General features: G+C 65.1%; 25 protein-coding genes and 1 tRNA gene. 11 read left to right on the top strand and 15 right to left on the bottom strand.

Features of this window, described 5'->3' with window-relative positions; genetic code table 11:
• The first annotated feature begins 37 nt into the window (after positions 1–37).
• The 4 genes from J5226_RS15740 (at position 38) to J5226_RS15725 (ending at position 2,956) form a co-directional block, all read left to right on the top strand.
• Entirely contained in the window at positions 38–1,198 is a 1,161-nt protein-coding gene (locus tag J5226_RS15740; RefSeq protein WP_215835388.1) for a homoserine O-acetyltransferase, read from the top strand.
• Positions 1,195–1,791 carry a cysteine dioxygenase family protein gene (locus J5226_RS15735; protein ID WP_255322809.1) on the top strand — a complete coding sequence of 199 codons (597 nt, stop codon included), beginning with the start codon at positions 1,195–1,197 and terminating at the stop codon, positions 1,789–1,791. The genes J5226_RS15740 and J5226_RS15735 overlap by 4 nt, the downstream gene beginning before the upstream one ends.
• Positions 1,792–1,910: 119 nt before the next feature.
• Positions 1,911–2,363 carry a DUF2214 family protein gene (locus tag J5226_RS15730; protein ID WP_215835387.1) on the top strand — a complete coding sequence of 151 codons (453 nt, stop codon included), beginning with the start codon at positions 1,911–1,913 and terminating at the stop codon, positions 2,361–2,363.
• A gap of 35 nt (positions 2,364–2,398) precedes the next feature.
• Entirely contained in the window at positions 2,399–2,956 is a 558-nt protein-coding gene (locus J5226_RS15725; RefSeq protein ID WP_215835386.1) for an AAA family ATPase, read from the top strand.
• 32 nt (positions 2,957–2,988) lie between these two features.
• Here J5226_RS15725 and J5226_RS15720 read toward each other — a convergent pair whose 3' ends face one another.
• The gene (locus J5226_RS15720; protein WP_215835385.1) at positions 2,989–3,255 is read right to left on the bottom strand and encodes a DUF2845 domain-containing protein; all 267 of its coding nucleotides are present in this window, start codon (positions 3,253–3,255) and stop codon (positions 2,989–2,991) included.
• Between the two features lie 295 nt (positions 3,256–3,550).
• A complete protein-coding gene (locus tag J5226_RS15715; RefSeq protein WP_215835384.1) occupies positions 3,551–3,841 on the bottom strand; it encodes a hypothetical protein in 291 nt (96 codons plus the stop codon).
• Positions 3,842–4,129: 288 nt separating this feature from the next.
• Between J5226_RS15715 and J5226_RS15710 the strand changes: the two genes are divergently transcribed.
• The 5 genes from J5226_RS15710 to J5226_RS15690 all read left to right on the top strand — a co-directional run bounded on the left by J5226_RS15710 (position 4,130) and on the right by J5226_RS15690 (position 7,362).
• Positions 4,130–4,456 (top strand): hypothetical protein, encoded by a 327-nt coding sequence (locus J5226_RS15710; protein ID WP_215835383.1) that lies wholly within the window; start codon positions 4,130–4,132, stop codon positions 4,454–4,456.
• 35 nt (positions 4,457–4,491) lie between these two features.
• Positions 4,492–4,986 (top strand): hypothetical protein, encoded by a 495-nt coding sequence (locus tag J5226_RS15705; RefSeq protein ID WP_215835382.1) that lies wholly within the window; start codon positions 4,492–4,494, stop codon positions 4,984–4,986.
• A gap of 187 nt (positions 4,987–5,173) precedes the next feature.
• The gene (locus J5226_RS15700; protein WP_215835381.1) at positions 5,174–5,815 is read left to right on the top strand and encodes a hypothetical protein; all 642 of its coding nucleotides are present in this window, start codon (positions 5,174–5,176) and stop codon (positions 5,813–5,815) included.
• 549 nt (positions 5,816–6,364) lie between these two features.
• Positions 6,365–6,853, top strand: a complete 489-nt coding sequence (locus J5226_RS15695; RefSeq protein ID WP_215835380.1) for a hypothetical protein — start codon at positions 6,365–6,367, stop codon at positions 6,851–6,853.
• 224 nt (positions 6,854–7,077) lie between these two features.
• Positions 7,078–7,362, top strand: coding sequence for a hypothetical protein (locus J5226_RS15690; RefSeq protein ID WP_215835379.1), 285 nt, complete (start codon positions 7,078–7,080; stop codon positions 7,360–7,362).
• A 185-nt stretch (positions 7,363–7,547) separates the two neighbouring features.
• Here J5226_RS15690 and J5226_RS15685 read toward each other — a convergent pair whose 3' ends face one another.
• Together J5226_RS15685 and J5226_RS15680 are read right to left on the bottom strand one after the other, a co-directional pair.
• On the bottom strand, positions 7,548–7,985 hold the full coding sequence (locus J5226_RS15685) for a hypothetical protein (RefSeq protein WP_215835378.1): 438 nt from the start codon (positions 7,983–7,985) through the stop codon (positions 7,548–7,550).
• Positions 7,986–8,054: 69 nt separating this feature from the next.
• The gene (locus tag J5226_RS15680) at positions 8,055–8,645 is read right to left on the bottom strand and encodes a hypothetical protein (protein WP_215835377.1); all 591 of its coding nucleotides are present in this window, start codon (positions 8,643–8,645) and stop codon (positions 8,055–8,057) included.
• 90 nt (positions 8,646–8,735) lie between these two features.
• Between J5226_RS15680 and J5226_RS15675 the strand changes: the two genes are divergently transcribed.
• Positions 8,736–9,029: a YegP family protein gene (locus tag J5226_RS15675; RefSeq protein ID WP_215835376.1), complete on the top strand. Its 294-nt coding sequence runs from the start codon at positions 8,736–8,738 to the stop codon at positions 9,027–9,029.
• A 327-nt stretch (positions 9,030–9,356) separates the two neighbouring features.
• On the opposite strand, the gene J5226_RS15670 is transcribed toward J5226_RS15675, so the two are convergent.
• From J5226_RS15670 to J5226_RS15650, 5 genes are all read right to left on the bottom strand, one after another.
• Positions 9,357–9,671 (bottom strand): hypothetical protein, encoded by a 315-nt coding sequence (locus tag J5226_RS15670; protein WP_215835375.1) that lies wholly within the window; start codon positions 9,669–9,671, stop codon positions 9,357–9,359.
• Positions 9,672–9,979: 308 nt separating this feature from the next.
• Positions 9,980–10,216, bottom strand: coding sequence for an Arm DNA-binding domain-containing protein (locus J5226_RS15665; RefSeq protein ID WP_215835374.1), 237 nt, complete (start codon positions 10,214–10,216; stop codon positions 9,980–9,982).
• Positions 10,217–10,392: 176 nt separating this feature from the next.
• Positions 10,393–10,479: transfer RNA gene (locus J5226_RS15660), tRNA-Leu, on the bottom strand.
• 53 nt (positions 10,480–10,532) lie between these two features.
• Positions 10,533–10,703 (bottom strand): hypothetical protein, encoded by a 171-nt coding sequence (locus J5226_RS15655; protein WP_215835373.1) that lies wholly within the window; start codon positions 10,701–10,703, stop codon positions 10,533–10,535.
• Positions 10,704–10,705: 2 nt separating this feature from the next.
• Complete coding sequence (locus J5226_RS15650; protein WP_215835372.1) at positions 10,706–11,035, bottom strand: hypothetical protein; 330 nt, start codon at positions 11,033–11,035, stop codon at positions 10,706–10,708.
• Positions 11,036–11,244: 209 nt separating this feature from the next.
• On the opposite strand from J5226_RS15650, the gene J5226_RS15645 reads away from it, so the two are divergent.
• On the top strand, positions 11,245–12,087 hold the full coding sequence (locus J5226_RS15645; protein WP_215835371.1) for an NRDE family protein: 843 nt from the start codon (positions 11,245–11,247) through the stop codon (positions 12,085–12,087).
• A 568-nt stretch (positions 12,088–12,655) separates the two neighbouring features.
• On the opposite strand, the gene J5226_RS15640 is transcribed toward J5226_RS15645, so the two are convergent.
• The 6 genes from J5226_RS15640 to J5226_RS15615 all read right to left on the bottom strand — a co-directional run bounded on the left by J5226_RS15640 (position 12,656) and on the right by J5226_RS15615 (position 16,527).
• Positions 12,656–13,192, bottom strand: coding sequence for a hypothetical protein (locus tag J5226_RS15640; RefSeq protein ID WP_215835370.1), 537 nt, complete (start codon positions 13,190–13,192; stop codon positions 12,656–12,658).
• 125 nt (positions 13,193–13,317) lie between these two features.
• Complete coding sequence (locus tag J5226_RS15635) at positions 13,318–13,761, bottom strand: hypothetical protein (RefSeq protein ID WP_215840454.1); 444 nt, start codon at positions 13,759–13,761, stop codon at positions 13,318–13,320.
• 12 nt (positions 13,762–13,773) lie between these two features.
• The gene (locus J5226_RS15630) at positions 13,774–13,977 is read right to left on the bottom strand and encodes a PspC domain-containing protein (RefSeq protein ID WP_215835369.1); all 204 of its coding nucleotides are present in this window, start codon (positions 13,975–13,977) and stop codon (positions 13,774–13,776) included.
• A 62-nt stretch (positions 13,978–14,039) separates the two neighbouring features.
• Positions 14,040–14,417 (bottom strand): DUF5329 family protein, encoded by a 378-nt coding sequence (locus tag J5226_RS15625; protein ID WP_215835368.1) that lies wholly within the window; start codon positions 14,415–14,417, stop codon positions 14,040–14,042.
• A complete protein-coding gene (locus J5226_RS15620; protein WP_215835367.1) occupies positions 14,414–15,142 on the bottom strand; it encodes an SGNH/GDSL hydrolase family protein in 729 nt (242 codons plus the stop codon). The genes J5226_RS15625 and J5226_RS15620 overlap by 4 nt, the downstream gene beginning before the upstream one ends.
• Positions 15,143–15,456: 314 nt before the next feature.
• Entirely contained in the window at positions 15,457–16,527 is a 1,071-nt protein-coding gene (locus J5226_RS15615; protein ID WP_215835366.1) for a class III poly(R)-hydroxyalkanoic acid synthase subunit PhaC, read from the bottom strand.

Raw genomic sequence — 16,527 nt, 5'->3', positions numbered from 1 at the left:
CGCCAACGCCGGCCCGCGCCGGCCACACGAGCAAGGCATGACCGAATTCATTCCGCCCGGCACCCGCCACATCGACCTGCCCTCGCCGTTCCCGATGAAGCGCGGCGGCGCCCTGACCGGCGCGCGCATCGCCTACGAAACCTGGGGCGAGCTCAACGCCGCGCGCGACAACGCCGTGCTCATCGTCACCGGCCTGTCGCCCGACGCGCACGCCGCCGCCAACGCCGGCAACCCCGAGCCGGGCTGGTGGGAGCAGATGCTCGGCCCGGGCAAGCCGATCGACAGCGACCACTGGTTCGTGATCTGCGTGAACTCGCTGGGCAGTTGCAAGGGCTCCACCGGCCCGGCCTCCATCGACGCCGCCACCGGCGACCTGTACCGCCTGGAATTCCCCGAACTGTCGGTCGAAGACGGCGCCGATGCCGCCGCGCACGTGGTACGCGCGCTCGGCATCGAGCGGCTGGCCTGCGTGATCGGCAATTCGATGGGCGGCATGACCGCGCTGGCCCTGCTGATCCGCCATCCGGGCTTGGCCCGCGCCCACATCAACATCTCCGGCGCGGCGCGCGCGCTGCCGTTCTCCATCGCGATCCGCTCGCTGCAGCGCGAGGCGATCCGCCTGGACCCGCAGTGGAACCAGGGCCGCTACGACGAAGCGCACTACCCCGAATCGGGCATGCGCATGGCGCGCAAGCTCGGCGTCATCACCTACCGCTCGGCGCTGGAATGGGACGGCCGCTTCGGCCGCGTGCGGCTGGATTCCGACCGCCTCGACGAGGAACCCTTCGGCCTGGAATTCGAGGTCGAAAGCTACCTGGAAGGCCACGCCCGCCGGTTCGTGCGCCGCTTCGACCCGAATTGCTATCTGTATCTGAGCCGCTCGATGGACTGGTTCGACATCGGCGATTACTGCGGCGGCGGCGACGGCCTCGACAATGATGAACAGGTACTGCGCGGCCTCGCCTCGATCCGGGTCGAAAAGGCCCTGGCCATCGGCGTGCACACCGACATCCTGTTCCCGCTGCAGCAGCAGCGCGAAGTCGCCGACGGCCTGCGCGCCGGCGGCGCCGACGCGCGCTTCCTGCCGCTGGAGTCGCCGCAGGGCCACGACGCCTTCCTGGTCGACATCGGCCGTTTCGGCCCGGCCGTGGGCGGATTTCTCGCCGAGCTGCGGACGGGCGTAGAATCGGCGGCATGAACACCACCGACGCCCTGCCCGACCTGGATTTCCCCGGCCACGACAAGCTGGTCGCCGCCATCGACGCCGCGGTCGCCGCCGGCGACGAGCACGCCGTCACCGCGGCCTTGCGCAACACCCTGTGCAAGATGATCCGCGACCGCGACGTGAACCTGCCCGACTGCGTGTTCGACCCGATCGAAGACCACTACGCCCGCCGCGAGCTCTACCGCAGCCCCGAACTGGGCTACAGCGTGGTGGCGATGACCTGGGGCCCCGGCCAAGGCACGCCGATGCACGACCACAGCGGCCTGTGGTGCGTGGAAGGCGTGTGGGACGGCGAGTTGGAGATCACCCAGTTCGAGCTGCTCGAACGCAACGGCGAGAACTTCCGCTTCCGCGCCGCCGGCGGCATGCACGCCGGCCCCGGCAGCGCCGGCAGCCTGATTCCGCCGCACGAGTACCACACCATCCGCAACGCCAGCGCCGACGCGGTCGCGGTGTCGCTGCACATCTACAAGGCGCCGATGGAGTGCTGCTCGATGTTCGTCCAGCGCGAGGGCGAGTGGTTCCGCCGCGTCGACAAGACGCTGGCGACCGACGAAGCGGCTTGAGGCTGGGAGATAGCGAGTAGGAGGTAGGAGATAGCGGCAGCACGCTGTCCAGCATCTCCGCGATCCCCAATCGCCCCCACCTATCTCCTATCTCCTATTCGCTATCTCCTGCTACCAGCATGCTCACCGACCTGCTCCTCGCCGCCACCCACCACCTGCTGGTGTTCGCGCTGATCTCGATGCTGGTGGCCGAATCGGTGCTGCTGCGCGGCCCCATCGACGCCGCCGCGCTGCGCCGGCTGGCCGGGCTCGACGCCGGCTACGGCATGAGCGCGGTGCTGCTGTTGGTGGTCGGCGTGTTGCGGCTGATCTACGGCATCAAGGGCCACACCTTCTACGACCACAACCCGTGGTTCCACGCCAAATTCAGCCTGTTCGTGCTGGTGGCGCTGCTGTCGATCCTGCCGACCGTGCGCTTCATGCGCTGGCGCCGCGCGCTCAAGCGCGATCCGAACTTCCTGCCCGACCCGCGTCAGGTCGGTGCGTTGCGCCTGCTGATCCGGCTGGAACTGGTCGCCGTGGCCGGCATCTTCGTCTGCGCCGCGGCGATGGCGCGCTACGGCGGCTTCTGAGCCGCCCACCCGACTTCGCGCCGCATCGTTCGACGATGACCGAATCCCCCGCCGGCGCGCTCGATTTCGCCGGCCACATCCTGATCCTCTCCGGCCCGCCCGGCGCCGGCAAAACCACGCTCGCGCGCGCCCTCGCCGCGTTGCCCGGCTCGACCAAGGCGCATCTGCACGCCGACGATTTCTGGCACGCGATCAAGCACGGCGCGATCGCGCCGTTCCTGCCGCAAGCGCATGCGCAGAACGCGGCGGTGATCCAAGCGCTGGCCGCCGCCGCGCAGGGCTACGCCGCGGGCGGACTGCTGACCGTCGTCGACGGCGTGATCGGCCCCTGGTTTCTCGACGCGTTCCGCCGTCTCGCCGCGCCGGTGCATTACCTGGTGCTGCAACCGCCGCTGGACGCCGCGATCCGGCGCTGCCGCGAACGCGGCTACGGCCTCGACGACGCCGACGTCGTCGCCGGCTTGCACGCGCAACTGGCGGACCTGGGCGATCTGCGCGCGCACGCGCTGCCCACCGGCGACGCAGCGCCGGAGTCCGTCCTGAGTTCGGTCGTCGACGCCCTCGACAGCGGCGCGTTCGTGCTGCGCCGCTGAAGCGGCCGCGCGCTCGGCGCGGCCGCCGCGGCTCAGAACACTTCCTGCACCTGAGTCACCTTGCCGTCGCGCACGGTGATCAGCACGGTCTTGTTGCCGAGGAAATACTCCAGGCGCTCGCCCTCGTGCGCCCCGTACTTGTTCTCGATCGGCACGGTGCGACTGGGCTGGCCGGCCACCTCGAACACCCGGCCCACCGGATCGCCGACCCGCAGGATCTTGTTGCCGAAAGCGACGGACTGAGCGAAAGCCGCGAAGGACAGCGAAGCGAGCAGCGCGAAAGCGAGGATCTGGCGCACGGCAACTCCTTTGTAGGGCGCTTGGGGGAAGGACGCATGTTCGCGGATCGTACCCATCCCCTAAGCGGACGCGTACTTACAAATCACACTTTTAAACCCCGCGCGGCGAAACGCCTCAGGGCGAACAGTCGGGGTTCATCGGCACGGACGGGCGCCGCCTAACGGGCGCGGCAGGCATCGGGCCGAGGCCGCGAAAGGCGCGGCCGACCGTCCTGGGTCCGAAGAGCCGAAGCGAGCCCGGCGCGAGTCGGACGCGGGCGCTTGCGCGCGATCGCTCAGGACCTCGAACCCGCCCTCAGATCGGCGTCTGCTGCCCTACCGCATGCGCCAGATGCGCGATCGCCTGACTCATGCCCTCGCGGAACAGCAGATCCGGCGCGTTCGCCAGCTGGCGAGGATCGCGCACCGTGCCCAGCGCGCAGGACGAATCCCCCGACGGCACCCGTGCGATCAACTCCATCGAAAACTCGCGGTACGCCGCGCACTCGCCCTTCATCCGGGCCAGATCCTCGGCCATGAACTGCAGCTGCTGCTGCATGTACTGCATCCCCTCTTTGAGCTCCTGCAACGCGGCGTGTTCGGTCACGTCGTTCCCCTCGGGCAGGTCATTGGCCGGTTCAGACTAACTCAACGGATCGAGGAAGGAATGTGCGTTGGGGCCGCTACGGCAAAGCGCGCCGACACCGGCCACGGGAGGGCGTCGCGAGCGACCGCGGCGACACGCCAACCGCCTAGCGAGACGCCTAGCCATGCGGAGCGCGCCCAACCCGCCTGGCCTCTTACACTGGACCTCGCCCGCCCCTTCTCTGGGCGCACCTCCCCACCGAACCGCCGGCCTTCAGACGGCCTGAGCGCGCAAGCAGGAGCACCGCCGATGAGCGTCGTCGCGCTGATCAACCACCCGCAGACCGAGGAAGAGCGGCGCTTCAATATCCCGGTCATGACCGAGGCCGTCTGCCGGATCGTCGGACCCGTCGCGGAGCGGCTCGGGCTCGATCTGTGCGACAACTGGGGCACGTTCAACGAAGTCGGCCCGGGACAAGCTCCGGAGTTCTTCCGCCAGCTCGATTGTCTCGCCGTGGCGGTGGCCGACCAGGAACCGGGATTGCGGGACTACATCGAGCATCGCTTCAGCAACCTCAAGGAGCGAATGGCCGAGGCCGTAGAACGCCGCGCGGACGTGGAGTTCTACGTCGGTTGATTCGTCAGGATTAACCGATCTGCCAGGAGACTTCATTGAGCCATCTGCTCGAAAGCCACCGACTGCTTGAAGGCATCGACTCAACCAGTCTTCGCTTCAAGCCAAAAACCGACGAACCAATCGAAACGATGCTGGCCCTCAGCCGCCATCTGAGGGCGCTAAACCGAATCGAGGTAATTGAGCTTCGCAAACGCTTGAACGATAAGCTGAGCTTCAAACTCATGTACCTCAGCGTGCTTGCGGCGGAGAAATCGCTGAACTCGTCGCCTCTTGGCTGGCTGCACGCCGCGGTCGCCGCTCATGCATTGGAGGGGATGCGGATGGACTATCGCGAGAACTATCTTCGATTGGCCGATATCGCCCATGCGGCTCGGAAGGCGGGAGTCTCCGAAGCTCGCTTGTTGGAGCCCTTCAATGAGCAACTCGACGATAACGAACGCGGGTTGCTGTGGCGCGGCCTTGCGCATGGCAATGGACGGAAGATCGAAATTCAGGATGGGATCCATCGTTTTGCCGAGGCGCATCGATAAGCGCGCCCCGATGCAAGCCCCTTCATAATTCGAGCCACGCCATATTGGATTCGTCCAGGACGGATCTATCCTTTCCCAAGAGATCCGGTCGCCCTCACGAGAACGAAAATGCCTCGCTCGATCCTCCGACCAAAGCCCGGGACGCAGAACAGCGTTCAAGCGGCTGATAACGACTTGAGACTTCAAAGTGAGTGATTCCGGCCCCCATCGAATCCGTTCATCGGCCGACCGAATCGCGGCGGCGAACGCGCGTTTCGACGCCTATAAGGGGCCTAACGCGCTCGTCGAGGGAATTGGACAAGAGGTGGTTCTCATCATGCTCGATGGGCGCGCCCCGGAAGCGCTCGATGCCGATGAATTTTCAATGCTGCTGAAGGGATACAACTGGACGAGCGCTAAAGAAACGGCGTTTCTTCTGGCGAAACAGGCCGTTCGCCGATGGGGCGACCGCTTTGTGCCCGATCTCGCTTGCGAACTCCAACGCGCCTATCTCTGGAAGGATCTTGAACTGATCGCGCGCGCCGACGAACTGATCGCCGAGGGTTTGGGGCCTGCCTGGAAATGGCGTCTTTTTAAGCTCCATCGGCTGCTCAGCGAAGCGACGGAGCCCAGCGAAGAAGACTGGGCGCCAGGAGATCGCATAGTCAACGAGGAAGCGCTGGACGCTGCCGCGCGGGAACTGCAACTTGCCTTGGAAACCGCACCGCGATCCGCCTGGGGTTCTTTTGCGGAAATAAGTGTCTGGCTGGCTCCTATCTTCCACCAGCCGAAGTTCGCCGGCCTTCGAGAGAGGATGCGGATCGTGTGCGATGCGTCCGCCAACGATTGAGTCGACTTCTGCACGATCGCGACGGCCTGAATTGCTAACGGGCGACCATGAGGGCAACGGCTCTGACAGAGGCTCAGATGTCCCGAGGCGCCCCTCTCCCCACAGATGCCTCCGGCTTCGAGTGGTCAACAGCGGACTCCGACGAACTCCGGGCAATAAAAAGCCCCTAACGAGGGGCTTCTTTTTCTTATCCAGCGAACCGTAACGAATCGCTACGGCCGGCTTATTTTGTGCGGTGGTGGAAACCTCTAAAGACTTATAACACTTTGAATATTCGATGTTTTCGAAATTTGCAGCCGGCATCTTGCGCCCATAAATGCCCCCTCAGCGATTCGGCTAGAAGATCAGGTGTGGGCGGGCAACTCCCAGCGCGAAGCACCTTCCTAAACTGGCGATTTCGAACTTTTCTTAGTTGGCTTCTTAGACGCCTTACCCCACTCGTCCGCCTCGCGCTCCTCCTCGATGAGGGCCACGGCCTCACCAGGCTCATCGGCCTCTGGGAAGGTAATCGAGCGCAGGCGGCAGGGGTAGCGCCAGTGGCAGATCGGCATGGGCGGCATGGCACCGCCGGCCATCTCGCAGGTTGCGACTGACAGAGATACGATCGCCCTGACGTGGCGCGTAAGCGTCAAGCCCCATATCCCTACGCGAGCCGAAGTCGCTCCGCGGACCGGTTCACCTCAGGCATCAGACCGGATGACAAACTGCTTCTTAGCCCTTTCTGGCGAATGCGCGCCCTGGCCATCCAAGGATGAGCTAGTTCGGCTTCTTGTCGACGGTGGCTTGCACGTCTCGGAGGGCGAGTACTCCGTGCGCGTTGAGGGCGACAGCAATTTTGTGTTCCGGCAATGCTGTGGTGACTGTGGCGATAAGCCTTCGATCGACGCAGATTCCAACAACCGAGAAACGCTCATGCGGGATTCCATGGCGGTCTCGTCAGCTCTTGCGGCAGCCAGGATCAAGCACAGATTTGAGATCTACGACAGCGATGACAATTTTGTCGCCTATCTCCACTACAACTGGCCTGATGAGGATTGACAAGTCACTCAGGCCGAAGCCGCTTCCCGGCTGGGCTTAGTCGATGTGGCAGGTAGTTAGTGAGACACCTCGAGCTACTAGTGAATGAGCAGTTCCGAGGATATCTGTTTCGATTCAGACGCAAGGAGGCTCACCTAGATGCACACAAAGGAAGGCGCACATCTATGCATACCGACAAAGGCACAATCGGCTCACGGATCGCGGATGAAAGGGAAAGACTGGGTATGAACCAGTCGATCACGGCCGCAACGGGCCAGGTCAGCTTGCGCACTCAAGCGGCCTACGAAATGGACGAGTCAACGCCAGACCTCGCGTACATGGCATTGCTGGCCAGAGCTAAATTCGACCTCACTTACATCATAGCTGGCCGTCGCGACGACTCGATGGTCGGCAATGACGAATTGGATTTGCTCATCTGTTATCGCGCGGCATCGCCCGAGCTACGCCGAGCTGCAATTGCTGTTCTAAACGGCATGGCTGGTCATTCAACCGCTACGCCAAAGCGCTGAGCGAACAAGGCGCCGCCGCTATACATGGCGGCGCACGCGGCACTACAGCTGGCGACTCGCAGAAGCAGGATTGGTCCAGACCAGTGAGGCGCCCACTCATGCCGCTATCGATCCGACGCGCTAAAGTCCGAGCCGCGGATCTTTGCGACGCCCTCTACTTCAGCAATGTTCTGTACGGGCGCCGATCACTCCTCTATCGATAATTCAAGCAGGATATCCGCGTAGCCCGTTGCGCCATCGGAACGAGGCGCCTTCAACTGATCCAGTACATAGGCCATCTTCACCTTCTTTCCGACCTGGAACAATTCCAGATCGGTGGCGTCGTTCGCATATCGACTCGATATGCGAACTTCGCCATCCTCGGACACGCATTCGAAATCGGGTTCGCTGATGGCGTCGCCCGGCATTCCGGGAATGAACAGGCGGCGTATCGTGCCTGAAAAGAACACCACTTCCAGATCGCCGTCGATGATGGCTCGCCACCACTCTTTGCTGGCGAATAAGCCTTGCGCACCCGCAAGCCCGAGGTAGGGTTTGGAGTCGTCGAGAGTCGTCGCGCGGACACGGTCCACTCGCAGCGGGTTGTTCTTCAAGTCCTGCAAGAGGGTGTAAACGATCTTCATAGAAAATCAGAACCCGTCATATTCATCAAGGCCTTCGAATCGCCCAGGGTTTCGTAGAGATCGCGCAGCTTATCCGCAAGACCTCACATTGAACTCGCAAACGAACACGTCCTTGAGTTCGACCTCCTGCGCGCGCAGCGGAACCAGTTGAGGCCCTCCCTTACCGTCTTTGGCCCTGTAGGCTTTGACACCACAGTTTGACTTCGAGTTCTGGATGTCTAGAACCATAAACTCCGAGCCTTGGCCGTACTGATACTGAGCGCGGTAGACATCCGTGTAGTATCCCGGCCTCTTTTGACTCTCTCGCTCAAATTCCATCAAATAACCGGGCGCCTCCCTTGCTCGCGCCCTCGGCTCTTCTGCGCAAGGCAATACAACGAAAACGTAGCTTGGGCTTCCCTTGCTCCAAGTTGGATACAAGGTTGTTGGGGAGACAAAGAGAGGCTGCCCCATTCTGACTTCATAGCGGTCGGGCACAGTGCCGCCTGACGACCTTGTCGCGCGGAAAATCAATGGCGATGGCATCGAGGCATCGTCGTCCGACACGAATGCCAGAAGAGAGGATCTTGTGTAGGCCGCCACAGCGGCGGGGCTCCCGTTGTCGGCCGCGAAGACAGGAGTGGCGATAAAAAGCAGCGTGAATGACAACACCCGTTTCATCTTTGTCTCCGGGTAAACATGCCAATAGTCTAGCGGGAGTGGCAGGTCGGCATGGTAGAGCCGGCGGTCTCACCGTTTACGGCTGGCCTGATGGATGCGTCCACTACGTTGTCTCTTGGACAACATAGGGGGATCAATATGGCTGGTGAGCTGCGTTTGGAGATCTACCGAGAGGGCATTAAGGCGGGAGAAGAAGCGGGACTGGCGCGGTTTATATCCGCTCAATCTCCAACCTTCGGCCAATGGCGCTGGCGCATCAAGGGGAGGAACGGCGAGCCCGTTGCGAATGGTGGCGAGTCGTATCACAACAAGGCCGACATGCTCGCCATCTTGGAGAAGATCGTGAATCTCCGCGTGGTCGACGCACATGTGGTCGACGGCTAGGTATCGTCAATCGACATCGATTGGTTGTCCCGCGCGGGGTAAGGCCGGCCCAGGCCACCTGCATGCCATACGTCCCTGTCTATTCGCCGCGCGAAGGTCCGAGCCACGACGCTAAAGGATGCCCCTTGAGGTCGGAGAGACCTGAGCCGCCACCGATACGGGGCGAGCGTTCAACTTCGAGAAGCGCTGGGACGAGTTGATCGCCCAAGCGCCGCGAGGGACTCGTCGGCACTACGAAATGCACGGCGTCTTCATCGCCTAAGAGCCGCTTGCATTGAAGCGGCCGGGGTAGCCGAGCGGATCTCGTTCCTAACTCGAGCCAACGGGTCACCACCTAGCGTTCGGCGATGAGAGTAGTTCTTCATAAAGACCAAGGACTTCGTTGCCATCCACGCCGGGATCACTCATGGCGTACAGCGTCCCAAAGACCGCTTCGTATGCTGCGTCCTTCATCAGCAAGCAGATATCTTCCGCCGAAACACCGGCCGCCAAGGCTCGTTCGATGGCCGGCCCAACGCCCGCGAATGGACCGTCAGGCCGGCGCTTGCAGTTAGCGATGATGTTGTCGAGTGCGGTGGCGTCATCGAACGGATTGATGACTTCCTGCCACAGATGCGCGATCAGATCTTCTCTCGTCGGCACGTATGCCCCCGGCGTCACAGTGATTGAATTAGTCTAGCCAAGAAATGGACGCTGCCTGCATGATGAATCGCGTTTACGAAGCACGGCGAGGATGTCAGGAGCGGAAATATCCGCGATAGGACGGCTTCCGATCTCGTTCGAAGCCATCCCCAAAAGCCATTCGGCTTTGCCGTAGGTCACCGCGGCGAGCGTCTTCACCTGCAAAGCCAGTCACTCCTGAGCGATGGCCTTAAAGGTCGTCTCACTGGAGAGCTTGGCTAACGGACGGTAGGTCTGACGCTTGGCAGACGAATCCACCCGGTCCCAAATCACCATGCGGACTTCATCCCGCTTCTCGCGGGCTGCAACCAACGAGATCTCGGGATACACCCCAAGGCAAGACGCTTCTCCTTGCCGTTGATCCGGTACTTGAGGCGCCAATAGCGAGAGCCGTTGGACATCAACTCCAAGTACAAGCCGCCGCCACCGAACAGACGCACTGGCTTGTCGCCGCACTTCGCGTTCTTGATGGTCACCAAGGTGAATTTTCCGGCGTGCGCAGCCATGGGGGCATCGGCTCTAACAGGGGCTCAGATACCCCTGGGTGCCCCCTGCCCCCACATGCCCCCGGCTCAAGCGGTCTGCAGCGGTCTTCTACGAACTTCGGGCAACAAAAAAGCCCCTAAAAAGGGGCTTCTTTTCTTAACCAGCGAACCGCAACGAACCGCCACGGTCAGCATATTGGTGCCGGAGGTGGGACTCGAACCCACACGCTTTTAAGGGCGGCGGATTTTGAGTCCGCTGCGTCTACCGATTCCGCCACTCCGGCAGCGGGCCGGGAAGTATAACCGGCTCTCGGGCCGGCGTCTGCCCCCATCGCGATCAAGTCGGCCGTCGCGGTTCGCGGTCCTCGGCGTCCGCCGCGCCCGGTTCCGGGCGCTCGCAATCGCGGCGCTCCGACGCGTCGATATCGCCGCCCTCGCCCGCCGCGAGCGCGATCGCCGCGAGCGGCCACAGGCCGACGGTGCAACGGATGGCGGCGGCGGTGAGCATGGTCAGATCTCCGGGTGAGGACGGCGGCATCCCAGGCAGCGGCGCAGGCCGTCGCGGTGGCGGCGCGGCCGCGACAGCAGGCCGCCGCAGGCGCATTGCGGCTCCCTGCCGCGCTCCCAGCGCCACAGGCGCCAGAGCGAATGGACGAGCATGGCCGCGGCGATGCCGAGGCCGCCGACTTGCAAACACTGCGCCAGTCGCGCGTACGAACCGCCCGGCAGGCTGGACGCGGCGACCGCGTCGGCCGGCAGCGTGCCCACGGCGAGCGCGCCGGCGGCCACGATCAGGGCCGGCGCGAACAACTCCAACGACATCCTGGCGCCACGATTCATCGATTGCCTCTCCCCTGCGATCCGCCCGGCCCATGAGCCGGCTAGGAGAGCGGGGACAGGTCTCAGCCGATGAGACGGTGGCCAGAATATGGCCAGCGCGCGGCCGCGGCCTCTGCCATTGGTCCGGGGGCCCTTAGGCCGCATGCCGGTTGTGGCGCGAGCCGCGCTGTGAGCAACTATGCATAGCCGGCGGGACTAGAATGCGGGCCATGTGCCTGATCGCCCTCGCCTGGCAACACCATCCCCGCTACTCGCTGGCGCTGATCGCCAACCGCGACGAAGCCCACCCGCGACCGACCGCGCCGGCCGGCGCCGATCCCGACGATCCGCGCGTCTACGGCGGCCGCGACCTCTCGCAGGGCGGCAGTTGGCTGATGGTGTCCGACCGCGGCCGCCTCGCCGCGGTGACCAACGTGCGCGACGGGCGCCAGTTGGAAACCGCGCCGCGTTCGCGCGGCGCGCTGGTGCGCGAGTTCGCGCGCGGCGCGATGAGCGCGCGGGACTATCTGGAAACGTTGCGCCCGCAAGCCGGCCAATTCGGCCGCTTCAACCTGCTGCTGTGGGACGGCGAGGAACTGCGCTTCGGCAGCAACCACCCGCCCGCCGGCCACGGCCCGTTCCAAACCTTCGCGGTCGCGCCCGGCGTGCACGCGATGACCAACGGCGCCTTCGATGCGGCCTGGCCCAAGAGCGGCTTGGCCACGCGCGCGCTGTCGGCGTGGCTGGAATCGCCGGCGTCGCAGCAAGCGCCGTTGCGCCGCGACGGCGACGCGCCGTCCAGCGCCGATCCCGGCCTGGCGATGCTGCTGGCGGCGATGGCCGACACCACGATCGCGCCCGACGACGCCCTGCCCGACACCGGCGTCGGCCTGGAACTGGAGCGCTTGCTGTCGCCGCCGTTCGTGCTCGGCGAAAACTACGGCACGCGCTGCAGCACCATCGTGCTGATCGGCGAAGAAGGGATCGATTTCATCGAACGGCGCTATGGACCCAACGGCGCGGACGGCGGCGAAAGCGCGATACGCTTGCCGCTGCGCGCAGCGGGCGGCTGAGCGGGAATGCGGGCGCACGCGCCCGGACACGACCACACGCATTCGCTCAACCCAGCGGACGTTTAATCCGACCAGATGGTGCTGGCAGGAGTTTCACCGCATTGGCGGAGGATTCAACGGCTTGGCCGCGCTTCGCCTGCCGTTCCCGCCTTCGCTCCCCACGCCTGCAAACGGCTCTTTAATTCTTCGTTTACTGCGTTTCCGATCGCAGGCATCGATCCTTCTTGGCGCTGGCATTCGTCGATCGATGTTGCACGCACCCGCTCCGGGGGGATAGCCGGCGCCATTGAAGGTGAAGGCGCAAACGCAGGCCGTGTTGGATGGCTTGCGCTTCATAGTTCTCCGGCAGCAGCCGACTGGCACTCACGGCCACGCAGATATGGCCGTGCGAAAACACGCGCAAATGAGAAGACCCGGGCCTCGAGATGTTCCTCGGGTGTCCGGGTCTTCCGTTGTCGGAGCTACTTCAACGAACGGCTGTCCACTGGTTTTTCTCCGACGTGCGCAGAGTAGACACAGCGGCGTTACGTACCGGTCAAGCCGGTGTGAGCATGGCGCTAGCGCGCGGTCAGCGCGACGGGCACTGCGGCACCGGCGGCGGCGGACCGAAGTCCGGAATCACGCCAAGGTAGAGGTAATACGGAATGCCGCTGGGATAGTAGCGGCTGGGATCGCCCTTGCAGGTCTTCCAGTAAGAACCGGTGCCGTTGGTGCTGCTGGCGATGTCGCGATACAGCACGCCGTCCAGATAAGCGTCGCGCGGATACGCCGGGCGGGTGTTGTTGTTGGTGTCGAACAGATCGATCAGGCGGGTCAAGTCGTAGTGCGGATCCTTGTAGCTGCCGCAACGCACGCGGATGTCCTGGGTCGAGTTGTTGCAGCGGAAATACATCTCGGTCAGCGGCGGGCCGAAGCCGGTGGTGCGTTGGTGGACCTTGCGGCCGTCCAGGAAAATTTCGGTCTGGCCGAAGTTCTGCGTCTGCCAGTACGCCACCAGCGCCTGCTCGCTGGCGAACGGTCCCTCGTTGTACTGCGCCTGGGCGCAGGCGGCGTGCATCAGGCCTGCGGCGCCGATCAGCGCCAACGCGATCGCTTTGAACGTCATCGATCCTGTCCTCTGTTAATGCGGTTCGCGGCGCTCGTCGTGAGCGCCGGACCGGCGCGTCGCTGCGCCGGCGTCGAAGTACTCGCATTCCCCGAGGAAATCGGCTCACGCCGCGCCGCGGCCGCTCACCCCGGCCAGGGCCACCAGCCGCGTCCGGTCTGCGCGTAGCGATCGGCCGCGCGCTCGAAGCGGTTGCGCACGCTGATGCCGCCGCACAGCAGATACAGCGGCAGGAACAGCGGGCCGAGCACCATGTACTGATAGACGTGCGCGCGTTCGTGATCGGCCAGGCAGATCGGCGGCTCGTCGCCGTGGCCGGCGTCGTGGGCGTAGGTGTGGCACGGCGAATCCAGATCGCCGCCGGTGTGCAGGATCACGTTGCCCAAGGTGATCGCCCCGCCCGGCCCCCACGGCCAGTGGTGGAACACGAGCGCGAGATCGCCCCGGCGCAGCCGCGCGCGCGCGCCGAACGGCAACGCCAGCAGGCCGGCGATCAGGCCGAGCGCGCTGATCGGCGAAGTCCAGATCAGGCCGAGCGCGGTGCCGCCCGCGCGTGCGGCCGTTCGCAGCGCCGCGCCCAGTCAGCAGCCCTCTTCCGGCATCAGCAGCCACAGCACCAGATAGGCCAGCGCCACCGGCAGCACGAACGTGGCCAGGGCCAGCACGACGAAGCCGGCGCGCACCAGCACCGGGTTCCAGCGCAGGCGCAAGGCGAGCCCGCCGCACACGCCCGCGATCATGCGGTCGTGGCGCGAACGGCACAGGGTTCGGCGGGCGCGGCTCATCGTTCGCGGGCGTTCCGGCGGGGAGTCGCGGCCAGTCTAGCGCGTCGTCGCGACGGTGGCGTCTACGGTTTCGCCGCGCGTAGCTGAACGAGTTTGGCCTGCAGCCACGCCGCTGAGGTCGTCGCCGCGGCCCCGCCGCAACGCACGTGGTAAGGCTGGCCGCTGAAGCTGCTCTGGCTGGCGCCGCGCTCGATGAACAGCTCGGCGGTGTCGGCCAAGCCGCGCTTGCGCAGGTAGGCCAGCTTCTTGCGCAAATGCTCCTGCGCCTGGGCCGCGCCGTACCAGCTGCCGTTGCGCTCGAACTCGCAGCCCGAGCGGCCGAGCGCCTGGATCAATTGCTCGGTCTCGCGTTCGGCCTGGGCCGAAGGCGCGGCGTGGGCGGACGGCGCGGCGGCGAGCAGCGCGCTCAGCGCTGCGACGACAAGGATTCGTGCGTTCATGATTTTTGCGGAAGTTTGGCGAGCCAGCGGCCGATCACGCCGGTCCACAGTTCGTAGCCGGCGCGGTTCATGTGCAGGCGGTCGGCGACGAACAGTTCTTCGCGCGGCGCGCCGTCGGCGCCGAGCATCGGCGTGTATACGTCGAGATAGTCGACGCCGCGCACGCCGCGGGCGAAATCGCGGATCAGCGCGTTGGCCTCGCGCACCTGCGGCGCGATCGCCGCGCGCGAGGGGCTGGGCTTGATCGAGACGAAGGCGATGCGCGCCTTCGGCGTTGCGGCCTGGACCTTGCGCACGAACGCGGCGAAATCGTCGCGCACCTGGCGCGGGGTGCGGCCTTCGTGCAGATCGTTCTCGCCGGCGTAGAACACCACCGCGCGCGGCTGGTAGGCGTTGACGATGCGGTCGGCGAAGTAGACCGAATCGTAAGCGCGCGAACTGCCGTAGCCGCGGTTGATCGTGGCGACGCCGGGGAAGTCTTCGGCCAGCGTGGTCCACAGCCGGATCGAGGAACTACCGACGAACACCACGCTGCCCGGCATGCGGCGCACGCGCGCGTCGTCGGCCTCCCAGGCCTGCACGGTCGGCTCCCATTCGGCCGGATCGCGCGGCGCGGTGCCGGCGGGCGTGGGTGTGGCGGCGGCAGCGGCGGCGGCGCCGTCGTGCGGCGCGGTGGCGCAGGCGGCGAGCAGGATCGACAGCAGCGGCAGCAGGAAACGGCGCATGCGGGGCGGCTCCGCGGAGGGGACACGGGAGACTAACCCGGACGGCGTTAAAGCGGGCTGCATCGAATCGGGCCGCTCGCGGGCGCGGGCGAGCGTTCGTTCGTGGGCGCTTGGGCTCACGTGCTCACGTTCGCTCGCGGGCGGACGTGCGGATGTGCGGATGTGCGGACCCACGGGTGTGCGGGTGTGCGGGTGTGCGGGTGTGCGGGTGTGCGGGTGTGCGGGTGTGAGCTTGCACGAGCGCGTCCGCGCGGCAGCGGGACGCGCTCCCACGCGACAACGCGGCGAAGGCCGCGCCGTCGCGCCGCCCGCGCTCAGCGCGAGCGCTGGGTCAACCAGTCGTGGATCGCGCCCGGCACTTCGCGCTGGGCGCGGCCGGACACGTAGATGCCGATGTGCCCGCCCTTGAACGACAGTTCGCTGTAATCCTCGCTGCCGACCAAATCCTTCAGCGCCTTCGACGCGGCCGGCGGCACCAGATGGTCCTGCTCGGCGTAGATGTTCAGCACCGGCATATCGACATAGCCCAGGTCGACCGCGCGCCCGCCGATGTCGATGCCGCCGTTGACGAAGCCGTTGCCCTGGTAGAACTGCTTGATGAACTGGCGGAAGGCCTCGCCGGCCTGATCGGGCGAGTCGAAGATCCACTTCTCCATGCGCAGGAAGTCTTCCAGCGCGCGCTTGTCGTCGAGGATGTCGATCAGGCCGACGTACTTCTGCACGAACAGCCGCCACGGCTTGAGCGTGAGGTAGCACCAGTTCATGACGTCGGCGGGCACGTTGCCGAGCGTGTCGACGAACTGGTCCACGTCCAGGCCGCGGGTCCAGTTCGAGAGCATGTTGTCGCGGGTGTGGAAATCCACCGGCGTGACCATGGTGATGAGGTTGCGCACCTTGGTCGGGTTCAGCGCCGAATAGCACAGCGAGAACGCGCCGCCCTGGCAGATACCGAGCAGGTTGATCGCGTCCTGGCGGTATTCGCGGCGCAGGTGGTCGACGGCGCCGCCGAGGAAGCGCTGGATGTAATCCTCCAGTTCCAGATAGCGGTCGGAACGGTCGGGATAGCCCCAGTCGAGGATGTACACGTCCTGGCCGCGTTCGAGCAGGCCGCGGACGATGGATTTGTCGGCCTGCAGATCGACCATGTACGGCCGGTTGACCAGCGCGTAGGCGATCAGCAGCGGCGCCTTGGCGGTCGGCGCCTGCTCGCCGCGGAAACGGTACAGCGCGACCTTGCCGTCGCGCCAGACTTCCTCGCGCGCGGTGGCGCCGTAGTCGATGTTGTCGACCTCGTGCAGCGTCTCCAGACCGGCGCCGAGCTTGCGCTGGGCGTTGAGCGCTTCCTGGGCCAATGATTCGGCGGTGAAGTTGATCGGTGCGGTCAT

This window comes from Lysobacter sp. K5869 (assembly GCF_018847975.1).
GTDB lineage: Bacteria > Pseudomonadota > Gammaproteobacteria > Xanthomonadales > Xanthomonadaceae > Lysobacter.
This window is presented reverse-complemented; position numbering and strand designations above follow the sequence as displayed.